At 67.9% G+C, this 19,269-nt stretch carries 18 protein-coding genes and 2 riboswitches; of the genes, 12 read left to right on the top strand and 6 right to left on the bottom strand.

The annotated features are described in order from the left end of the window. Window positions 1-2: 2 nt before the first annotated feature. Complete coding sequence (locus LXE91_RS18330; protein ID WP_039357735.1) at window positions 3-659, bottom strand: urea amidolyase associated protein UAAP2; 657 nt, start codon at window positions 657-659, stop codon at window positions 3-5. Window positions 660-672: 13 nt separating this feature from the next. After that, window positions 673-1,428 carry an urea amidolyase associated protein UAAP1 gene (locus LXE91_RS18335; RefSeq protein ID WP_039357732.1) on the bottom strand — a complete coding sequence of 252 codons (756 nt, stop codon included), beginning with the start codon at window positions 1,426-1,428 and terminating at the stop codon, window positions 673-675. A 57-nt stretch (window positions 1,429-1,485) separates the two neighbouring features. Then, a riboswitch (guanidine-I (ykkC/yxkD leader) is annotated at window positions 1,486-1,619 on the bottom strand. Between the two features lie 432 nt (window positions 1,620-2,051). Then, a riboswitch (guanidine-I (ykkC/yxkD leader) is annotated at window positions 2,052-2,173 on the top strand. Between the two features lie 137 nt (window positions 2,174-2,310). On the opposite strand from LXE91_RS18335, the gene LXE91_RS18340 reads away from it, so the two are divergent. From LXE91_RS18340 to pal, 3 genes are all read left to right on the top strand, one after another. Next, window positions 2,311-3,333 carry an ABC transporter substrate-binding protein gene (locus LXE91_RS18340; RefSeq protein WP_039357783.1) on the top strand — a complete coding sequence of 341 codons (1,023 nt, stop codon included), beginning with the start codon at window positions 2,311-2,313 and terminating at the stop codon, window positions 3,331-3,333. Between the two features lie 244 nt (window positions 3,334-3,577). Next, window positions 3,578-4,789 carry a porin gene (locus tag LXE91_RS18345; RefSeq protein ID WP_039357730.1) on the top strand — a complete coding sequence of 404 codons (1,212 nt, stop codon included), beginning with the start codon at window positions 3,578-3,580 and terminating at the stop codon, window positions 4,787-4,789. A 405-nt stretch (window positions 4,790-5,194) separates the two neighbouring features. Beyond that, window positions 5,195-5,686, top strand: a complete 492-nt coding sequence (pal, locus tag LXE91_RS18350) for a peptidoglycan-associated lipoprotein Pal (RefSeq protein WP_039357728.1) — start codon at window positions 5,195-5,197, stop codon at window positions 5,684-5,686. A 147-nt stretch (window positions 5,687-5,833) separates the two neighbouring features. Here pal and LXE91_RS18355 read toward each other — a convergent pair whose 3' ends face one another. Beyond that, window positions 5,834-6,184 (bottom strand): hypothetical protein, encoded by a 351-nt coding sequence (locus LXE91_RS18355; protein WP_223274300.1) that lies wholly within the window; start codon window positions 6,182-6,184, stop codon window positions 5,834-5,836. Window positions 6,185-6,507: 323 nt separating this feature from the next. Between LXE91_RS18355 and LXE91_RS18360 the strand changes: the two genes are divergently transcribed. Beyond that, on the top strand, window positions 6,508-6,669 hold the full coding sequence (locus LXE91_RS18360) for a hypothetical protein (RefSeq protein WP_172625568.1): 162 nt from the start codon (window positions 6,508-6,510) through the stop codon (window positions 6,667-6,669). An 88-nt stretch (window positions 6,670-6,757) separates the two neighbouring features. On the opposite strand, the gene LXE91_RS18365 is transcribed toward LXE91_RS18360, so the two are convergent. From LXE91_RS18365 to LXE91_RS18375, 3 genes are read right to left on the bottom strand one after another with little or no spacing between them, the layout of a single operon-like run. Beyond that, window positions 6,758-8,017, bottom strand: a complete 1,260-nt coding sequence (locus tag LXE91_RS18365) for a cytochrome c (protein ID WP_039357726.1) — start codon at window positions 8,015-8,017, stop codon at window positions 6,758-6,760. Next, window positions 8,014-8,709 (bottom strand): (2Fe-2S)-binding protein, encoded by a 696-nt coding sequence (locus LXE91_RS18370; RefSeq protein ID WP_039357723.1) that lies wholly within the window; start codon window positions 8,707-8,709, stop codon window positions 8,014-8,016. The genes LXE91_RS18365 and LXE91_RS18370 overlap by 4 nt, the downstream gene beginning before the upstream one ends. Then, a complete protein-coding gene (locus tag LXE91_RS18375) occupies window positions 8,706-11,582 on the bottom strand; it encodes a xanthine dehydrogenase family protein molybdopterin-binding subunit (protein ID WP_039357720.1) in 2,877 nt (958 codons plus the stop codon). The genes LXE91_RS18370 and LXE91_RS18375 overlap by 4 nt, the downstream gene beginning before the upstream one ends. A 523-nt stretch (window positions 11,583-12,105) precedes the next feature. Between LXE91_RS18375 and LXE91_RS18380 the strand changes: the two genes are divergently transcribed. The 8 genes from LXE91_RS18380 (at window position 12,106) to LXE91_RS18415 (ending at window position 19,266) form a co-directional block, all read left to right on the top strand. Then, on the top strand, window positions 12,106-13,656 hold the full coding sequence (locus LXE91_RS18380) for a sensor domain-containing diguanylate cyclase (RefSeq protein WP_039357717.1): 1,551 nt from the start codon (window positions 12,106-12,108) through the stop codon (window positions 13,654-13,656). Between the two features lie 241 nt (window positions 13,657-13,897). Further along, window positions 13,898-14,182, top strand: a complete 285-nt coding sequence (locus LXE91_RS18385) for a hypothetical protein (RefSeq protein ID WP_039357714.1) — start codon at window positions 13,898-13,900, stop codon at window positions 14,180-14,182. Between the two features lie 251 nt (window positions 14,183-14,433). Next, complete coding sequence (locus tag LXE91_RS18390; protein WP_039357711.1) at window positions 14,434-15,477, top strand: succinylglutamate desuccinylase/aspartoacylase family protein; 1,044 nt, start codon at window positions 14,434-14,436, stop codon at window positions 15,475-15,477. A gap of 103 nt (window positions 15,478-15,580) precedes the next feature. After that, window positions 15,581-15,877, top strand: coding sequence for a type II toxin-antitoxin system MqsR family toxin (locus LXE91_RS18395; protein WP_039357707.1), 297 nt, complete (start codon window positions 15,581-15,583; stop codon window positions 15,875-15,877). 2 nt (window positions 15,878-15,879) lie between these two features. Further along, window positions 15,880-16,281 (top strand): type II TA system antitoxin MqsA family protein, encoded by a 402-nt coding sequence (locus tag LXE91_RS18400; RefSeq protein ID WP_039357704.1) that lies wholly within the window; start codon window positions 15,880-15,882, stop codon window positions 16,279-16,281. A gap of 318 nt (window positions 16,282-16,599) precedes the next feature. Then, on the top strand, window positions 16,600-17,160 hold the full coding sequence (locus LXE91_RS18405) for a GNAT family N-acetyltransferase (protein ID WP_039357701.1): 561 nt from the start codon (window positions 16,600-16,602) through the stop codon (window positions 17,158-17,160). Between the two features lie 56 nt (window positions 17,161-17,216). Continuing rightward, window positions 17,217-18,164: an ABC transporter substrate-binding protein gene (locus tag LXE91_RS18410; RefSeq protein WP_039357698.1), complete on the top strand. Its 948-nt coding sequence runs from the start codon at window positions 17,217-17,219 to the stop codon at window positions 18,162-18,164. A gap of 52 nt (window positions 18,165-18,216) precedes the next feature. Next, window positions 18,217-19,266 carry an LLM class flavin-dependent oxidoreductase gene (locus tag LXE91_RS18415; protein ID WP_039357696.1) on the top strand — a complete coding sequence of 350 codons (1,050 nt, stop codon included), beginning with the start codon at window positions 18,217-18,219 and terminating at the stop codon, window positions 19,264-19,266. The last annotated feature ends 3 nt before the right edge of the window (window positions 19,267-19,269 follow it).

Consider the following 19,269-nt stretch of genomic DNA (forward strand, 5'->3'; position numbering starts at 1 on the left):
GTTCATTCCGCCTCCCAGATCGTGAGGCGCACCGGCGTCGGGTTGTACCCGTTGCACGGATTGTTGAGCTGCGGGCAGTTCGAGATCAGCACCGTGACGTCCATCTCCGCGCGCATCTCGACATACTTGCCCGGTGCGGAAATGCCGTCCTCGAACGTCAGCCCGCCGAGCGGCGTGACGGGCACGTTCATGAAGAAGTTGACGTTGCCGACCAGGTCGCGCTTGGTGAGCCGCGCACCCGCGCCGCACGTGCAGTGCGTGATGGCGTTGAGGAAGCTGTCGCGGCAGTTGTGCATGTGCCGCTTGTCGAGCGCATAGCGCACGGTGTTGCTCTCGGCCGCGCACGCGCCGCCGAGCGTATCGTGACGGCCACAGGTATCGGCGACGATCGTCACCATCGGGTTGCCCCGGCTCGACAGCAGCACGCTGCCCGCGCTCAGGTACAGGTTGCGCTGCGCGCGGATGGTGTCCTGCGCGCTGTAGCGCTCCTCGGGGTCGTCGGACCGGTAGAACAGCGTGTCGACGGCCTGGTTGCCTTCGAGGTCGAGGATGCGGAAGACCTGCCCGCGCTTCAGGTCGTGCAGCCACGGTTCCCCCGCATTCAGCGTGGTGTCGTGAATGGCATCGCGCGGGTCGAGACGGCTTTCGATGATCGGCATGGCTCGGCTCTCCTTACGCAAACAGGCGATCGGTGTTGGCGAAGCCGCGCACGTTCTCGGCGCACGCGCGGCGGCACGGATCGTCTTCCGGCGCGGCACCGTCCGCCGGATACGCGCGGTACGCGATCAGCTTCACGGCCTTCGGCGCGTAGTCCGGGTGCGGATCGAGCGGATGCGGCGCGGTCGAGAACGCTGCCAGCGTGTTCATCTCGAAACGCAGGTCGAGGGCACTGCCGGCCGGCGAATGTCCGGCGACGAAATCGAGCGCGCCGTCGTCGCGGGTGTCGAGCTTGCTGAAGAAATTGACGTTCGCGACCAGGTCGCGCGCCGACAGCCCGTATTTCGCGAGTTCGAGCACGAGGCTGTCCCGGCCGTTGCGGATCATCGCGTTGCGATCGGCCTGGTACGACGTCGTGCCGTACTTGTGCGCGAACAGCCGCGCGTCGCCGACGCCGCCGAGCGGGTCGTGCCAGCCGAGCGTGTCGGCCGTGATCGACGCGATCACGCGCCCCATGTCGGTGTACAGCGCATGGCCGCGCGTGAGATGCGCGGTGTGCTGTGCCTTCAGCGTGTCGGCCATGTTGTAGCGTTCGAGCGGGTCTTCCTGGCGATGAAATACGGCGGACAGGTTCGCGCCGCCGTCGACATCGACGACGCGCAGCGCGAGGCCGCGGCGCAGGATGCCGGACCAGTGGGTTCCGGCGGGAATGAGCGTTTCCCACACGACGTGTGGCGGCGGGGCAAGGACGGCTTGGGGGCTCGGCGACATGGCGGCTCCGGGGTCGATTGGACAAAAGGCGTGAGAGGGCGACCGAACGACATCGCGACCTCCCGGGCTTTTATCCCTCCGTGGAGCCTCGCCGTTTCCTCGAAGCGAGGAGAAGACAAGACCGGATTGCTCTCGGACCAGCCATCGCGCGGCGCGAACGCCGCACGACCGGAACCCTAGCGATCCTGAAGATGATGCAAATTGCTTCGCACCTCTCGGGCACTGAATAAGCGAGTTGCGTGCCAGCGTGTGAGGAATCGCCGCGCCACGCGGCTTTCCGGCAAGCGCGCACTGACGGACACCGCACCGGATGCGGATGGCTGCCCTCACGGCGGGCGTGCCGCGCACCATGCGAACGCGCGCCCGCACCGGTGCAGTGCGCGCCGCGCCTGCCTGTACGACACGATCGGCAATGGCATGGGCATTGCTCGATGCATGCACCTTCACTCGATACGCGACACCTCATGAACAAGCTCGACCTGCTCCGGCGCGCGCTGAGCGCGCTCTTCTCCGCCCGCTTCATCGAACTGCAGCGCAGGTCGCGGCGCCACTGAGCCGCCCCGCCGCGCGCCGTTGGCACGCTTCTCGCTCGGCATGACGCCGAGAGGTGCGGCGGCATCGCATCTTAGGGGTGCTAGGGTTCCGGTTCATCGAACGTCTGGTCCGAGAGCAGCCCGGTGCGGGTTCGTCCGATCGCGAGACCGGACGCACACGCGCTACACGGCGGGACAAAAGCCCGGGAGATTGGCGATGGCAACGGCCGTCGCGCCTCTCCGTGGCCGCTTCATTCGTTCCGCATCCGCAGGAACCGGCCACGCGGCCGGACCGCGCACGAGCACGGTCCGTATCGACGATCCCGATCCCGGTCTCCTGGAGAAAACGATGACCCGCCCCGCCCTGGCGCCTGGCCGCCTGCTGTCCCGCCGTTCCGTCCGTCACGCATGGGGGGCCGCCGTTACGGCCGCCGCGCTACTCATGACACCCGCCGCGCACGCGGCAGCACCGCTCAAGATCGGCTACAGCGACTGGCCCGGCTGGGTCGCGTTCCAGGTCGCACTCGACAAGGGATGGTTCAAGGAAGCCGGTGTCGATGTCGATTTCGAATGGTTCGATTACTCGGCATCGCTCGACGCGTTCTCCGCGGGCAAGCTCGACGCGGTCGCGGCGACGAATGGCGACGCGCTCGTCACGGGCTCGGCCGGCGCGAAGAACGTGATGGTCCTGCTCACCGACTATTCCGCCGGCAACGACATGATCGTCGCCAAGCCGCCGCTGCGCACCGTCGAGGCGCTGAAGGGCAAGAAGGTCGGCGTCGAACTCGGCCTCGTCGATCACCTGCTGCTCGAAACCGCGCTGCAGAAGCACGGGCTGAAGGACGGCGACGTGACGCTCGTGAACGCGAAAACCAACGAGCTGCCGCAGGTGCTCGGCTCGTCGTCGGACATCGCCGCGGTGGCCGCCTGGCAGCCGAACGCGGGCGAGGCGTTGAAGCGCGCACCGGGCGCACGCGCGATCTTCACGTCGGCGGATGCGCCCGGGCTGATCTACGACGCGATCACGGTCGCGCCGGCCAGCCTTGCCGCGCGCCGCGCCGACTGGGCCAAGGTGATCAAGGTCTGGTACCGCTGCGTCGCCTACATCAACGATCCGAAGACGCAGGGTGACGCAGTCAAGATCATGTCCGCACGCGTCGGGCTTGCGCCGGAGCAGTACCTCCCGCTGCTGAAGGGCACGCACCTGCTCGACGAAGCCGCCGCAAAGCGCGCGTTCCGCAAGGGCGACGGACTCGATTCGATCTACGGCTCGACGCGCAACGCGAATGCGTTCAACGTGCGCAACGGCGTGTACAAGCAGTCGCAGGACATCGACGCGTATATCGATCCGCGCCTGGTGATGCCGCATTGACGGACGCGGGGCCGGGCTTCGCGCGCCGGCCCCGCGCGCGCACTTCCCCCCACACCGAGGTTGCGTCAATCCGCACCCGCCGCCTGACCGTCTTCCCGCCCCCACCTCGCCGCGACTCCACGCGATTCCACGCGATTTCGCAGAGGACCTTTCCTGTGCAGCGCCTTAATCGACTGCCACACGATCTCCAATAATGGCCGCTCGATCCGCCGGCCACCGGGCCGGAAAAACGATAAAAACTCCTATGCATTCCTACAAGATGAACCAGCACGCCGGGACTCGACTCGCGGGGACCGCCATTGCCACCTGCCTGACCGCCCTCGCGTCGGGCGGTGTCCACGCACAGAGCAGCGTCACGCTGTACGGACTGATCGACACGTCGATCACTTACGCGACCAACCAGCGCACGCACGGCGCCGGCTCGCCGGGCAGCGGCACCGTCGCGATGACGAGCGGCGCACTGAACGCGTCGCGCTGGGGGCTGCGCGGCCGCGAGGATCTGGGCGGCGGGACCGCGGCGGTCTTCACGCTCGAGAACGGCTTCTCGGGCACCACCGGCGCACTGTCGCAGAAAGGCGTCGACCTGTTCGGCCGCCAGGCATGGATCGGCCTGAGCTCGAAGACGGCCGGCACGCTCACGTTCGGCCGCCAGTACGACCTGATCCTCGATTTCGTGACGCCGCTCGGCGCGTCCGGCCCCGGCTGGGGCGGCAACCTCGCGGTGCATCCGTACGACAACGACGATTCGAACCGCAACCTTCGCATCAACCACGCGGTGAAGTACACGAGCCCGACGTACCGCGGGCTGACGTTCGGCGCGATGGTCGGGTTCTCGAACACGGCCGGCCAGTTCGCCAACAACGCGGCGTGGAGCGCGGGCGTGTCATATGCGAACGGACCGCTGAAGCTCGGCGCCGGTTACCTGAAGATCAGCCGTGACCGCAATGCGCCGAACCCGAATGGCGCGCTCAGCACGGTCGACGGCTCGGCGACGATCACCGGCGGCAACCAGCAGATCTGGGCCGCGGCCGGCCGCTATGCATTCGGTCCGCATTCGGTCGGCGCCGCGTGGTCGCACTCGACCACCGACGGCGTGACCGGCGTGCTCCAGGGCGGCGGCATCGCGCCGCTGAAGGGTGAATCGCTGGTGTTCGACAATTTCACGATCGACGGGCGCTACGCCGTCACGCGTGCGTTGAGCCTTTCTGCCGCCTACACGTACACGATGGGCCGCTTCGACACGCGCACCGGGCAAACGCGCCCGAAATGGAACCAGGTCGTGGCGCAAGCCGACTATGCGCTGTCGAAGCGCACCGATGCGTACCTCGAAGGCGTCTACCAGAGCGTGAGCGGCGGCAACGGCAATCCCGCGTTCAACGCGACCGTCTGGACGCTGACACCATCGGCGAACAGCAACCAGGTCGTCGTCGCGCTGGGGCTGCGGCACAAGTTCTGACGATGCAATACGGAGCGGCGCAGCGCAAAACTGTTGCGCCGACCGTGTCGGGCAGGCGTTTCCAGCCCCGCTCGATCGTCATGCCCCGAGCCGGAATGGCCGCGCCCGCGCACGGCCTTTTCGCTGTGTCGTCGCCCCGCGCGACGACAAAAATGCGCCCCGGTCTGTCGCATCGGCGCAAAAAAATGCGGAGAAACTGGTCACGCTGTGACATTTTTCCTAATCTGTCTCCAGCGACGCCGCGATTTGGCGTTCCGGTCGCGACACTCTTTCATATGGCGCACCACCGGCTTACGAACATGATTCACGTCGTAAGTGCCGGCCTTTCGCGCCATTCCGGCCGGATACGGGCGTGCCGGTCGCACGCCCCACGCGTTCAACGCAGTCAACCGCTGGAGACGAACGATGAGCAAAACGAACCGATTTGCGGTCCTCGCAACCTTCGTGCTGCTGGCCGGCTGCCACAATGCGGCGAAGACGCCCGAGAATGCCGGCACGGAGCCGACACCCTCGAGCGAAGCCGTCGCCACGGTGACGGCCGACGAGCTCAATGATCCGAACAGCCCGCTCGCGAAGCGCAGCGTCTACTTCGATTTCGACCAGTACTCCGTCAAGCCCGAATACCAGTCGCTGCTGCAGGCGCACGCCGACTACCTGCGCAGCCATCCGTCGCGGCACGTGCTGATCCAGGGCAACACCGACGAACGCGGCACGTCCGAATACAACCTCGCGCTCGGCCAACGCCGCTCGCAAGCCGTGATGAGCGGGCTCGAAACGCTCGGCGTGCAAGCCTCGCAACTCGAGGCGGTCAGCCTCGGCAAGGAAAAGCCGGTTGCGCTCGGCCACGACGAGGATTCGTGGGCGCAGAACCGCCGCGCCGATCTCGTCTATCGTTGATCGCGGGCCGCCGCGACGGCGGCGGCATCCGCTTCAGGAACGGCATGGCAGCCCGCAGGCCGCTGAAGCGGCCGCACGGTTCCGCCCGCGGCATGCTCGCGAGCAACGACACTGCGCCCGGACACTGCGCCCGATGACGCGCCGCGTTCAACGCCGGCGTGCGAGCCGCCGATGAAGCCAGTGCGACAGCACGGCCGACGTCACGATCGCATCGAGCGTGGCGATCGCGTTGATGTCGCCGACCTTGTCGGATTTCTGGAGGTAGGCCACGAGTTCGACGAAGCCGATCATCGCGCCTGCCCCGACGACCATCCCCAGCAGCACGAACCAGCGCCGCCGGATCCGCGTGCCGATTGCACCCATGATGCCGCCCGCCACGGCCGCGGGCACGAAATAGCCGAACAGGAACGACGCGAAGAAGATCAGCGGCACCATGCTGGCGCCGATCTTCAGTACCTCCCACGACGGACCGTCGATCAACGACCACGCGATCAGCATCACGGCCGGTCAGACGAGCGATGCGACCAGCGGGCCGCCGACGGCAAACGACATGTAGCCGAACATGACGGGATGGGACAGACGCAACGGCGGACGTTCTGCGGTAGCACTCATGTTCTTTGTAGTCGGAATCGGAATGGCGGCTGCCGGAGTGTATCAAGGCACGGCAAGATGCCTCCGGTCTGCCCTTTCGCGTTCGACGATTCGCAAAAAAGCATGGAATAAACCGCCCGCCCGAAACGTTTCGTATTTCGTCAGCGCGCAGACGCACGGTTCGAGCGAACCGGCCTTTCCAGCGTCCCGCGTGCGGCAAGGAGGCGGACATGAAATCGGCAAGGTTGGCCGCGGCGCTGATCGCCGCGCTGGTGCTCGCGCTGTCGGCGGGGTGTATGTCGTCGGGTAGTGGCCCGGCGCAGGGACCGGGCATGAGCCGGTATGGCGGCGGCTCGGGAGGCAGCGGAGGCGGTGGCGGCAGCGGCTACTGAAGGACCGCTGCAGAAAATCGGGCGACGCGTCGCGCGCGAGCACCGGAAACGGCTCGATCGCGCGCGACGCCCCGCCCTGCGGCACGACTTAACGCATCGCCTTCACGTCGGCCGGCGTGACGCTCGCGGGCTGGCCGCCCCACGTCGCACGCAGGTAGTTCGCGAGCTGCGCGAGTTCGTCGTCGGTCAGCGTTTTCGCGAAACCCGGCATCCGCTGCAGGTTTTCGAAACCGGCGAACTTCTGCTCGTCGATGCCGTCGAGCATCGCGACCAGCAGGTTGCGCGAGTCGGCCTGACGCACCGTCGAATTGCCGTTCATCGGCACCGCCACGTGCGGCTTGCCTTCGCCGTTGAAGCCGTGACAACCGGCGCACACCGCGAGATAAACAGAGCGCCCGGCCGCCAGTTGCGCGGCATCGGCCGACACCGGCTTCACCGGTTGCGGCGCGGGCGGCGTATCGCCGAGCAGGTACGTCGACAGGCCGCGCAGGTCGTCCTTCGTCAGATACTGCGTGCTCAAGTGCACGACCGGGTACATTTCGCCGAACGCCGAGCCTTGCGGCGCGATGCCGACGCCGAAGAACGTCTGCAGGTCGGCGCCCGTCCAGCCGCGCGCGGCGAGGCCGGCCGGCGTGATGTCGGGCGCGGCCACGCGGCCGAGCGCGGCGCCCGCGAACGGTTTCGCGCTGTCGAGCTGGCCCGTGAACGCGCGCGGCGTATGGCATTCCGCGCAGTGGCCGAGCGCACCCGCCAGATAGCGGCCGCGCTGCCAGTCGGCGGACTGGCCGGTCGACGCATCGGGCAGGCTGTCCTTCAGGAACACCATGTCCCAGAAGACCATCCCGAAACGCAGGTTGTACGGGAACTTCAGCTCGTGCTCGCGGTTTTCCTGCGCGACCGGCTTGACGGTCTTCAGGTACGCGTACATCGCGTCGGAATCGGCGCGCGTGAGCTGACGGTACGACGTGTACGGCATCGACGGATACAGGCGCTTGCCCGGCGCCTTCCCGTCATGCAGCGCGGCGTAGAAATCGTCCGCGCTCCAGCTGCCGATCCCGTGATCCTTGTCGGGCGTGATGTTCGAGCCGTAGAACGTGCCGAACGGCGATTCGAGGGGCGCGCCGCCGGCGAACGGCGCGCCGTCCTTCGCGGTGTGGCACGCCGCGCAGTCGGCGGCCTTGACGAGATAGCGGCCGCGCGCGACCGGGTCGGCACCCGGCGCGCCGGAAGCCGCGTTCGAGGCCGGTGCGTCATGGCCGCCGCATGCGGCGAGCAGCAGCGCGCAGGCGACCGCGAGCGCGGGCAGGCCCGCAGCCCGCGCGACACGATGAGCGAGTGTGCGTTTCATGCGGAGTCCTTCACGAGTCCCGGCGTCGTCAAAATCACGTCCTTCACGGCTGCGTAGTAACGGACATAGCCCGTGCAGCGGCAAAGGTGCGCATCGAGCGCCTCGGTGATCGTGCGTTCGACGTCGGCCTTCGCGACCGGCTCGCGCTTCAGGCGTTCGATCAGCACGGTGGCCGCGTTGACGAAGCCCGGCGTGCAGTAGCCGCACTGGAAGCTGAAATGCTCGAGGAACTTCTGCTGGATCGGCGACAGCTCGACCACTTCGCCCGCTTCGTTGCGCTTCGCGTGGCCTTCGATCGTGCGGATCGAACGGCCGTGGAAGAAGTGCGCGCCGGTGATGCAGGTGCGCATTTCCTCGCTCGTGCCGTCCGGCTTGTCGACGATCACGACGCACGCGTGGCAGATGCCCTGCCCGCAGCCGAGCCGCGAACCGGTGAGGCCTGCGTACTCGTGCAGGAACTCGATCATCATCAGCCCTTCCGGCACCTGCATCGGGCCGACGGACTTGCCGTTGATGTTCACCGACAACGGCTTCTGCTGGAACCGGACGAGCGGACGCTCGACGGCAGCCGGCGCCGATGCCTGCGCGGAAGGAACGGATGCCGGTGCGGCCGAAGCCGCGCTCGGCGCGGAAGCGCCGGTCGCAGCGGCGCTGGCGCTCGCGGCCGAAGCCGCGGTTTGGGCGGTCGTCATGCGAGCACCTCCTGAATCTTTTGCGGGGTCACCGGCAGGTCGGTGAAACGATGGCCGATCGCGTGCGCGATGCCGTTCACGATCGCGCCGACGACGGGGATCATCACCACTTCGGCGACGCCCTTCGGCGGATCGGTCTCGGACAGCGGCGGCAGCACGTCGCCCGTCTGCGTCCAGACAGCGACGTCGGACGCGCGCGGCAGCTGGTAACGGTTGAAGTTCCACGTGCCGTTGCCAGGGCCGTCTTCATACAGCGGCAGATACTCGTGCAGCGCGTGGCCGATACCCATCGCGAGACCGCCCTGCAACTGCCCCGACACGAGCTGCGGCGAAATCTGGTTGCCGCACTCCATGATCGAATGGTGCGTGAGCAGCTCGACCTTGCCGGTCGCTTCGTGCACGGCCAGCTCGACGAGCGTGCCGACTGCCGTGTAGTACGTGACGGCCGCGTTGTTGCGGCTCGTCGGCGGGATGAACACGCGCTTGCGGTCCAGCACGCGGTAGCCGTTCGCGGTCGGCGCCAGCGTGCCGCGCATCGCGGTGGCGCCGGCCGGTGCGGCCGTGCCGGGCACCGGGCCGTTGTCGCCCGTCTTCGGCGCGCCGACGCGCAGCGACAGCCCGTCGATCGGCAGGCGCTCGACCGTGCCGCCCACTTCGAACTCGGCGTCGGTCCACTGCCAGCGGTTGAACACGTGCACGACGGCGCCGGTCGGCAGGCCCAGCGCATGCGCCTGCTTCGCGAGCTGTTCGAAGCTCAGCGGCTCGAGGCCGTCGGCGGTCAGCTTGCCGTCGACCCAGCGCGCGTCCTCGATGCGGATCGCATACGGCGCGGCCTGGCCGCCGCCGAGGCCGCGCGTCCAGATCGACATCGCGGCCGGCCACAGGCCGTAGCGGAACACGGCGCGCGCGGCTTCGCGCGTGCTGTGCGTGAAGTAGTACGCGGAGTTCGTCGCGCTCGACGGCGACGCATAGCTCGGCGACCAGCGCGGGTTCGCGCTCAGGCGATCCTGGTCGGCCTGCGACATGACGTACGGATCGCCGCTGGTCTCGACCGGCAGGTCCGGCCATTCGGTCACGGCCACGCGCACGTCCGTTGCCGGACGACCCAGCCATTTCGCGACCGCGACCGCCTGCGACGTCGACATCCCGGTGCCGATCTCGGCCGCCGTGTGCTGCAGCGACACCTTGCCGTTCTCGTCGAATTCGACCTTCGCGAACGACGCTTCCGCGCCCGTGCCGAAGTCCTTCTGCACGCACGCGAAGCCGACGCCGTAGCGCTTGCCCGGGTTCGCGGCCTCGTATTCGGCCTTGCGCGCCGCGCGGCGCGTCCACAGGGGATGCTGCTTCGAGCGCTCGAGCACCTCGTCGACGCGCAGCGCGCCGGCGGGAATCGCCCCCTGCGTGTTCTTCATCCCCGAACGCAGTGCGTTGCGCAGGCGGAAATCGATCGGGTCGATGTTCAGCTGCGCGGCGATCTCGTCGACCGCCATCTCGGTCGCCGCCATGCTCTGCAGCGTGCCGTAGCCGCGCGCGGAACCGGCATCGATCGCGCGCGACGCGATCGCGACCGCGGCCAGGTCGCTCTTCGGGAAGTAGTAGATCGATTGCGCGGCCGTCGCCCCCACCATCGCCACCGACGGCGAGAAGTTCGAGCGCCCGCCGCCGTTCGCCTCGAAGTCACCCTTGAACGACTGCAGCAGGCCCGTGTTGCGGTCCACCGCGATCCGGTAGTGCATCTTGAACGCGTGACGCTTCAGCGACGTCTGGAACTGCTCGTAGCGGTCGTTCGCGAAACGCACCGGGCGGCCGTCCGCGTACAGCGCGCAGACGAGACCGTAGAACGGCACGTTGAAGTGATCCTTGGAGCCGTAGCCGACCGTGTAGCACGGATGCACGAACAGCTTCTTCACCGGGAAGCGGCACTTCGCGACCATCGCGGCCGCGTTCTCGGCCACTTCGAGCGGCGACTGGGTCGGCACGACGAGGTGCAGCGACTGCGTCGCGGCGTCGTACCAGCAGTTCGCGTTGTCCGGCTCGAGCGCGGACGTATCGACCGACTGCGTGTTGTACTCGCGGTCGAACACGAGCCAGTCTGCCGACGGATGGTCGAGCTCGCTGGCGATCTGCCCGGCGAGGAACATGCCCTGCTCGTCGAGCTTGCCGTGCTCCTTGCCGTCCGGCCACACCGGCAGGTGCTTGCGCATCATGCTCGGGAAGATCGGCGCGTCCTTCAGGCTCGAATAGACGTCGTCGTCATAGGCCGTCTTGCCGCCCACGCGCACGTAGCGGAAGGTGCCCCACGGATCGCGCTCGAGCGGGCCCGTGACCGCGCCGTAGCGGATCACGTCGTCGCGGAACTTGAGCGCGTTCTTCGCGAAGCGAAAGCGCGCGAAGTCGTGATAGATGAGGATCGCGACCGCATGGCCGAGATACGCGGGCGTCTTGCCGGCCGGCAGCAGCATGTCGTCGCCGTAGAACGTCGGGAACGCGACGCCGTCGCGCACGAGATCGTCGGCCGTGACCACGCGGTCCGGCTTCAGGTCGTCGCCGAGCAGCGACAGGTCGAAGCCCTCGTAGATCCGGTCGGCCTGCGTGACGCGCAGGATCAGCGCATGCGACTGCTGCTGCGGCCAGTGCGGCATGTCGGCGGCGCGCACGTCACGGGCGAACACTTTCGAGCCCGTGACCTTCGCGATGCCGTCGATGCGGAATTGGGGGATGCCGGTGACGCTATCCCATTTGACGGGGGTGAGGAGTTTTTCTTCGAAGAGCGCCGCGAATGCGCGGCTGCCCAGGGGCGCGACATACACCGCGACGCCCGCCAGCACGCTGGCTTTCAGAAAACCCCGCCGTGACAGGCCGTGGTTTTTCATTGGGGGGGAACCTCCTGATGCGGCTCGGACGGCGATCGGGTGTCGCGACGTTCGGAGCGGCGCGCATTCTGGCATTGTTTTTGATATATCGCCTATAGTATTTCTCGCATGAAATACTTATTGAATTTCTTATAACGGTATTCAGCCGGCCTGCGACAGCCGGTCGCGGGTGTCGCTTCGACCGCGTCGCGTGCCCGTCTGCAGCAGTTTCGATCGTGTCGACCGAGCCCGCTCTGTGCTCGGTGACCGGTCTTCCGCCGGCCCCCGAGCCGCATTCCGTTCGCGACGATGCTGCCCCAGGCGCCGGCGAATACGCAAGCCATTCGCGGGCGTGATTGACGACGAGCGGCCGGCGCGGCGAGCGCCGCCGCGGGCCCCTCCGGGCATCCACGCGGGCACCCCGCGCCGCCCGTGTTTCATGGTAATGTCGTGCGCATCCGGCGTGGCCGGGCTTCCGCCATGTGCCGTGCGGTCGCCGCCAGCCATCGCGACATCACGCGACATCGTGTCGAGGTCAAAAACCATGGCAGTCAGGGCATCTCTCCTGCACTCCGTTCTCGCCACTCCTCCCTCCGGCAACCACCGTGTGACGGCCGCGCTGCGCCCGTCGATGCTCGTTACGCTGTTCGAAGACGTCCGACCGATGGCGCTCTCCGGGCTCGCGAGCGGCTTCGTCGCGGCCGTCGCGCTGATCCGGCTGCAGCAGCTCTGGTGCCTCGCATGGCTGGTCGCCGACGTCGGCCTGCTCATCGCGCGGCTCTCGATCGCGCGTGCGTACACCGTTCAACGCAACGCCGGCGACGACCGTGCCGAATACTGGGCGATGCGCTACGCGCCCGTGTCGCTCGTCGCGTGCTTCGTGCTCGGTCTCGGCGTGATGGGCTGCGTGCAGGCCGTCGACGTGGAGCTCGGCACGCTGTCGGTGATGGTCGCGGGCGGCGTGTTCGGCGGAATCGCGTCGCGCAATTCGGCGCTGCCGCGGCTCGCGATGATGCAGGTCACGCTTGGCGTGCTGCCGATCGGCGTCGGTGCGCTGCTCGCCCACCGGTCGGGCGCGTGGCTGCTGCTGCCGCCGCTCGCGATCTATCTCGCCGCGATGCGCACGGTCGTCCAGCGTCACTATCGCGTGCTCGTCGCGCTGATCGCCGCACGCCAGCGCAACGCCGAACTCGTCGCGCGCTTCGACGCCGCGCTCACCTACATGCCGCACGGCCTGTGCATGATCGACGGCGAGCGCCGCGTGATCGTCGCGAACCGGCGCACCGCGCAACTGTTCGGCTCGCCGCGCGAAATCATGCTCGATACGCCGCTGCCTGCCGTCGTCGCGGCGCTCGGCGCGAACGACGCGACCGATCCCGGCGGCGCCATTCTGGCCACGCAGTGCGAGCTCTGGCTGACCTGCGACGAACCCGCGCCGCTCGACGTCGTGCTCGCCGACGGCCGCCAGCTCGAACTGACCCGCCATCGCGTGCCGGACGGCAACGCGGTGATCATCGTCGAGGACGTGACCGCGCGCCGCCAGACCGAGCAGCACATCCGGCATCTCGCGCGGCACGATGCGCTGACGGGCTTGCCGAATCGCCACGAGCTGCATGCCGAGCTCAAGCGAATGCTCGCGCGCCGGCCGCGCGCGCCGGGCCCGGCGCTCGCCGTGATGTATCTCGACCTCGACGGCTTCAAGGCGATCAACGACCGGTTCGGCCACCAGGCCGGCGACGACGTGCTCACCCAGGTCGCCGTGCGGCTGGGCAAGACGCTGCCGTCCGGCGAGCTGGCGGCCCGCATCGGCGGCGACGAGTTCGTGGTCGCGATCGACGACACGACGATGCACGCGTGCTCGCTCCTCGCCGCGCGCATCATCCGGCAGATCTCGGCGCCGTACACGCTGTCGATCGGCGAGACGGTGAGCCTCGGGATCAGCATCGGCATCGCACTCGACGACGGGCACGGCTCCCCCGACGAACTGATCCGGCAGGCCGACAGCGCGCTGTACGAAGCGAAGTCGGCCGGCAAGGGAATCTATCGCTTCTATTCGAGCGGCAGCAGCCGGGTCACGCCCGTCATCGCGAGCTGACGCGGCTGCGCCGCCCGTTTTCCCCGCCGCCGCTCCTTCCGACGATTCAATTCCGAAACGCTTTGCGTCGCCGCATGTGTCGTCGCGCGTTCGCGTGTCACGTGACGTGTTCCGTAACATCGCCGCTCGCCACCCGTCACGTTGGCTGCAGAAGCCTGCACGATCGAGGCATAGCCGGGCTTTTCGAACCTGGCACTCTTATTGCTCCCTGTCAGGAAAACAGGTGTCAGGGAGACCCAACATGAATACCGTCGAAGTCCTCAGCCGCAGCGAAACCATCGACGAACTGGATGTGATCGACGGCGCGTCGCTGATCCGCCGGCTCGTGTCCGAACGGCGCATGCCTGTGCCTGTGGCCGCGCGGGAAGCCCGATGCGTCGACAATCCGCCGCTCACGCTGTACGGCGCGTTTCGCCAGGGCATCGCCGATCACGGTGCGCGCCGCGAGAATCCGTATCGCGCCGGCAGCCGTTTCTGGGCACTGTGGGAAGAAGGCCGTCTCGAAGCTGAAACATCGGGCCGGTAAGCCGGTGGCGAGCGCCGGCCCCGTCGCGACAAGGGGCCGGCGCGAAACATCACGCCGGAATGCGGCCGGCGAGCCGCCATGCGTTCACCGCTGCAACATTGCACGGGGTTTCGCGTATCGGCTTTGCAACGCGCCCGTACGCATCCATGCGCGTGCCGCTTGACGGCGTTCGGCGTTGCGCACGCCCTGCGCGCCGCGCGGCAGTCGTTTCCCGATAAGATGGCGAATTCCGTTCATCGAACGATGCCGCCATGACCGCCTCTTCTTCCTCGCACCGCAATCCCATCCACTGCGAAATCGATCTCGACGCGCCAGGCAAGCACGCGGGCTACCTGCGGCTGCCGCATTCCGTGCACCGCTCGGCGTACGGCTGGCTGCCGATCCCGATCGCGTCGATCCGCAACGGCGACGGCCCGGTCGCGCTCGTGATGGCCGGCAATCACGGCGACGAGTACGAAGGCCAGATCATCGTGTCGCAACTGATGCGCGAGATCGAGCCCGAGATGGTCAGCGGGCAATTGATCCTGCTGCCGATGGCGAATTTCCCGGCGGCGGATGCAGGCCTGCGTGTGTCGCCACTCGACGGAGGCAACCTGAACCGCAGCTTCCCCGGCGATCCGACCGGCACGCCGACGCAGATGATCGCCCACTACATCGAGCACGCGCTGCTGTCGCGCGCAGAGTATCTGGTCGACCTGCACTCGGGCGGCAGCTCGCTGCTGTACCAGGGCGGCAACATGCTCGCGATCGATCCGCTCGACGCCGACGAAGCGGCGAAGCTCAACGGGCTGCTGGTCGCGTTCGGGCTGGACAATGCGCTGCTGCACGCGCCGAATCCCGTGCATTCGGCATCGGCCGCGCGCCGCCAGGGCGCGATCTCGATCGTGACCGAACTCGGCGGCGCGGGCATGGCCGATCCGTCGCTGATCCGGATGGGCCGCCAAGGGCTGCTGCACTACCTCGGCCATATCGGGCTGCTGCACGGCGCGCTCGTGCCCGATGCGCCGCCTACCGTCACGCGCTTCATGCGGGTCGACGGCGAGCGCCACTTCGTCTACGCGTACGAGCGCGGGCTGTACGAGCCGCTCGTCGAACTCGGCGACCAGGTGAAGGCCGGGCAGCCGGCCGCGTGGGTGCATTTCCCCGATACGCCGCTGCGCGAACCGGTGCTGCACCGCTTCAAGGGCGACGGCGAAGTGGTGTGCAAGCGCGTGCCCGCGCAGGTGCAGCGCGGCGATTGCCTGTTCCAGCTGGCGGAGTTGTCGGCGCCGCCGAGCATCGGCCAGACGGCCTAAATCCGGACCTCTCTCCTTTCCCTGCTGTCTGCCAGTCATGGCGGACGGCATGCGTTCGCCATTAACCAACTTGACAAATTAACTTACTTGGTTATGATCGCAGATGGAAAAGAGAACGCCTCATTGCAAGCTGCCTCGCGTCAAGGCACTCGTCGAAACCGGCCAGGTCCGGCTAACGGCGAGTGCGGTACTCGGCGCCCGGCTATTGGGTTTCACGGAACGGGAGGCGCTCGATGTCGTGCTGTCGCTGACCGATCTCGACTTCCACAAGAGCATGACGACGTACGCCGACCACACGATCTGGCAGGACGTCTACCGACCTTTCACGGTGCGTGGCGACGTGTACCTGAAACTGACGGTGATCGACGATGTGCTGATCGTGTCTTTCAAGGAGCGATGAACATGAAGTGCCCTGCATGCGGTGCCGCCAGGCTGGTCCGCGACACGCGAGACATCCCTTATACCTACAAGGGCCGGTCGACTGTCGTTCGCGACATCACCGGCGATTTCTGCCCGGCCTGCGGGGAATCGGTGCTGGATCTCGACGAGGCGACCCGTCTCGGCGAAGCGATCACCGAATTCAACAAGCAGGTGAACGCCACCATCGTCGACCCGAAGTACATCGCGAAGGTGCGCAAGAAGCTGAAGCTGGATCAGCGCGAGGCAGCCGAGCTCTTCGGCGGTGGAGTCAACGCGTTCTCCCGTTACGAAACGGGCAAGACGAATCCGCCGCTTGCCCTCGTGAAATTGCTGAAGCTCCTGGATCGTCACCCCGATCTGCTCGCCGAAGTTCGAGCGGCATAGCCGCTCGCCTGTCGACGTCGCGCATGCGTCAGGCACCGGCTTCGACGCGTGCACGCTCTTCCCGCCCCCTTCACCCCACCCCCGCTGCAAGCCTTCTGACGCTTGCCGCGAAATCCTTATCGAAATTGCTTCGTTCGCCTTTGCCGGCCGCGCCGCTAACGTGTTCAAAACGGCGGCGGCCCGCCATCTGCATTCCGGCAGGATGCGCACCGGCCGCCGCCATCACGACAACCGCGTCGCGATAACGGAACAGACCGGACGGGCCGCGTGCCCGCACCCCGCCAGGAACGTCCGCATCGCGCGCCCTTCGCGATGCCCATGGCCACGACCGACCGCATCATCGACACGACGCCGCTCGACGTCCGCGCGCAACCGCTGATCGACGCGCTGATCGACGAGTATTCGACCCGTTACAACGCGTATCGCCCCGACAGCCGCGCGTCCGCCCGCGAGGAACTCGCTCGCTACCCGGCCGAAGCGTTCGCGCCGCCCGAAGGCGCGTTCGTGCTGCTGCTGCGCGACGGCGTAACGATCGGCGGCGGCGCGTTCAAGCGCTACGACGCGCAGACCGCCGAGCTCAAACGCATCTGGACCCGCTCGGACCTGCGCCGCCAGGGCCTCGCCCGCCTCATCGTCGAGGCGCTCGAACTGCGCGCCGCGCAGCAGGGCTATCGCCGCATCTACCTGACCACCGGTTTCCGCCAGCCCGAAGCATGGGCGCTGTACGACCGCACCGGCTATACGCGGCTGTTCGATCCGTCGATCGCCCCCGAAGCGTATTTCCACCTGCGGTTCGGCAAGGATCTCGCCGATCCGTCGCGCACGTCGACGCTGGCCGACCTGTGGGCGCCCGTGCCCGAACCGGTGCTGTCGCGCTGACCGCGACCGCCTCCCTGCCTCCCCCCGATCTCCGCTTGCCCCCACAGGACGCCTACATGCAACGAGCCGTACCGCTTTCTTCCCGTGCCGCGCGCACGCTGGCCGCCGCACTGATCGGCCTGACCGCGTTCGCCGCAGCCGCGGCCGCCGCCACGTTCGACCTGAGCCCCGAGCAACGCGGCCGCCCGCGCAGCGTGGCCGATGCGGCCGTCGAGCGCGCCGTGCCCGCGTCGTTCAAGTTCGCCGAGCCCGGCACGCTGACGATCGGCGTTGCGCCGAGCCTGCCGCCGATCAGTTCGTATGCGACCGACGCGCGCACGGTGATCGGCTTCGATGCCGACGTCGGCCAGCTCGTGTCCGACAGCCTCGGCCGCAAGCTGAAGATCGTCGCGCTCGCGTGGGCCGACTGGCCGCTCGCCCTCGAATCCGGGAAAGTCGACGCGGTGATCTCCAACGTGACCGTCACCGAGGAGCGCAAGCAGAAGTTCGATTTCTCGACCTACCGCAAGGACCAGGTCGGCTTCTACGTGCGCAACGACAGCAAGATCCAGGCGATCCGCGAGCCGAAGGACGTCGCGGGCCTGCGCATCGTGACCGACGCCGGCACCAACCAGGAAAAAATCCTGCTCGCGTGGGATCGCGAGAACGTCGCGCACGGGCTGAAACCCGTGCAGATCCAGTACTACGACGACCAGGCGATGCGCATCGTCGCCGTGCAGTCGGGCCGCGCCGATGCAGTGTTCAGCGTGAACTCGGTGCTCGCGTACCAGAGCGCGCAGCAAGGCAAGACGCGGCTCGTCGGCGCGATCAGCGGCGGCTGGCCGCGCACCGCCGACATCGCGATCGCGACGCGCCGCGGCAGCGGGCTCGCCGATCCGCTCACCGTCGCGCTGAACGGGCTGATCAAGAACGGCCGCTACCAGCAGGTGCTCGACCGCTGGAACCTCGCCTCGGAAGCGATCGACCAGTCGCGCACGAATCCGCCGGGGCTGCCGAAGAGCTGAACGCCGCGCACGCTCACCGTCCATTCACGCTCACGCAGGAACGCCGCCCACCATGTCTTATTCGCTTTCGTTGCTGGACAAGAGTCCGATCGCCGACGGCGCGAACGCCGCCGACGCGCTGCGCTTCACCACGACGCTCGCGCAGCGCGCCGAACAGCTCGGCTACGAGCGCTTCTGGGTCGCCGAACATCACGGCACGCCGGCCTTTGCAAGCTCGGCGCCGGAGATCGTCGTCGCGCACCTCCTCGCGCACACGTCGCGCATCCGCGTCGGCTCGGGCGGCGTGATGTTGCAGCACTACAGCCCGTTCAAGGTCGCCGAAACCTTCAAGGTGCTGGCCGCGCTCGCGCCGGGCCGCGTCGATCTCGGTATCGGCAAGGCGCCCGGCGGGTTGCCGCTGACCACGCGCGCGCTGCAGTGGTTCCACGACAAGGCGCGCAAGCCGGACTTCGCGGGCCAGCTCGCGGAGCTCGACGCGTTTCTCGGCTGGGGCGTCGCCGAGGATCACCCGCTCGCCGGCGCCGTCGCGCTGCCCGTGCCGCCGCAGGCGCCCGAACGCATCCTGCTCGGCGGCTCGCCGGACAGCGGCGCGCTCGCCGCGCGCAACGGCTGGCGTTTCTGCTACGCCGGCCATTTCAACGGCGACGACGCGAACCTCGAACGCTCGCTGGACGCGTACCGCAGCGCGGGCGGCACGCGGCCGCTGGTCGCGCTGTACGCCGTGGCCGCGCCGACGCGCGACGCGGCCGAGCAGCTGATCGGGCCGCTGAAGATCTTCAAGCTGCAGTTCGCGGGCGGCCAGAGCTTCAATCTCGCCAGCGCGCAGGCGGCCGCCGAATTCGCGCGGCAGAGCGGCGCGTCCGACTACCGGATCGACGAGTTGCGCCCGACGGTGCTGGCCGATACGCCCGAGCGCATCCACCGCGCGCTCGATGCACTGAGCCGGCGGCTCGACGTCGATGCGTTCGTGATCGATTCGCCGGTGACCGACTACGCGGCCCGGCTCGCATCGGTCGAATGGCTCGGCGGCTCGCTGTCGGCCACGCCGTTGCAGGCGGCCCTCGCGGCCGACCGCTCCCTCTCTCCTGACCAGAACGCGTGACGC

The organism is Burkholderia contaminans (assembly GCF_029633825.1).
GTDB lineage: Bacteria > Pseudomonadota > Gammaproteobacteria > Burkholderiales > Burkholderiaceae > Burkholderia > Burkholderia contaminans.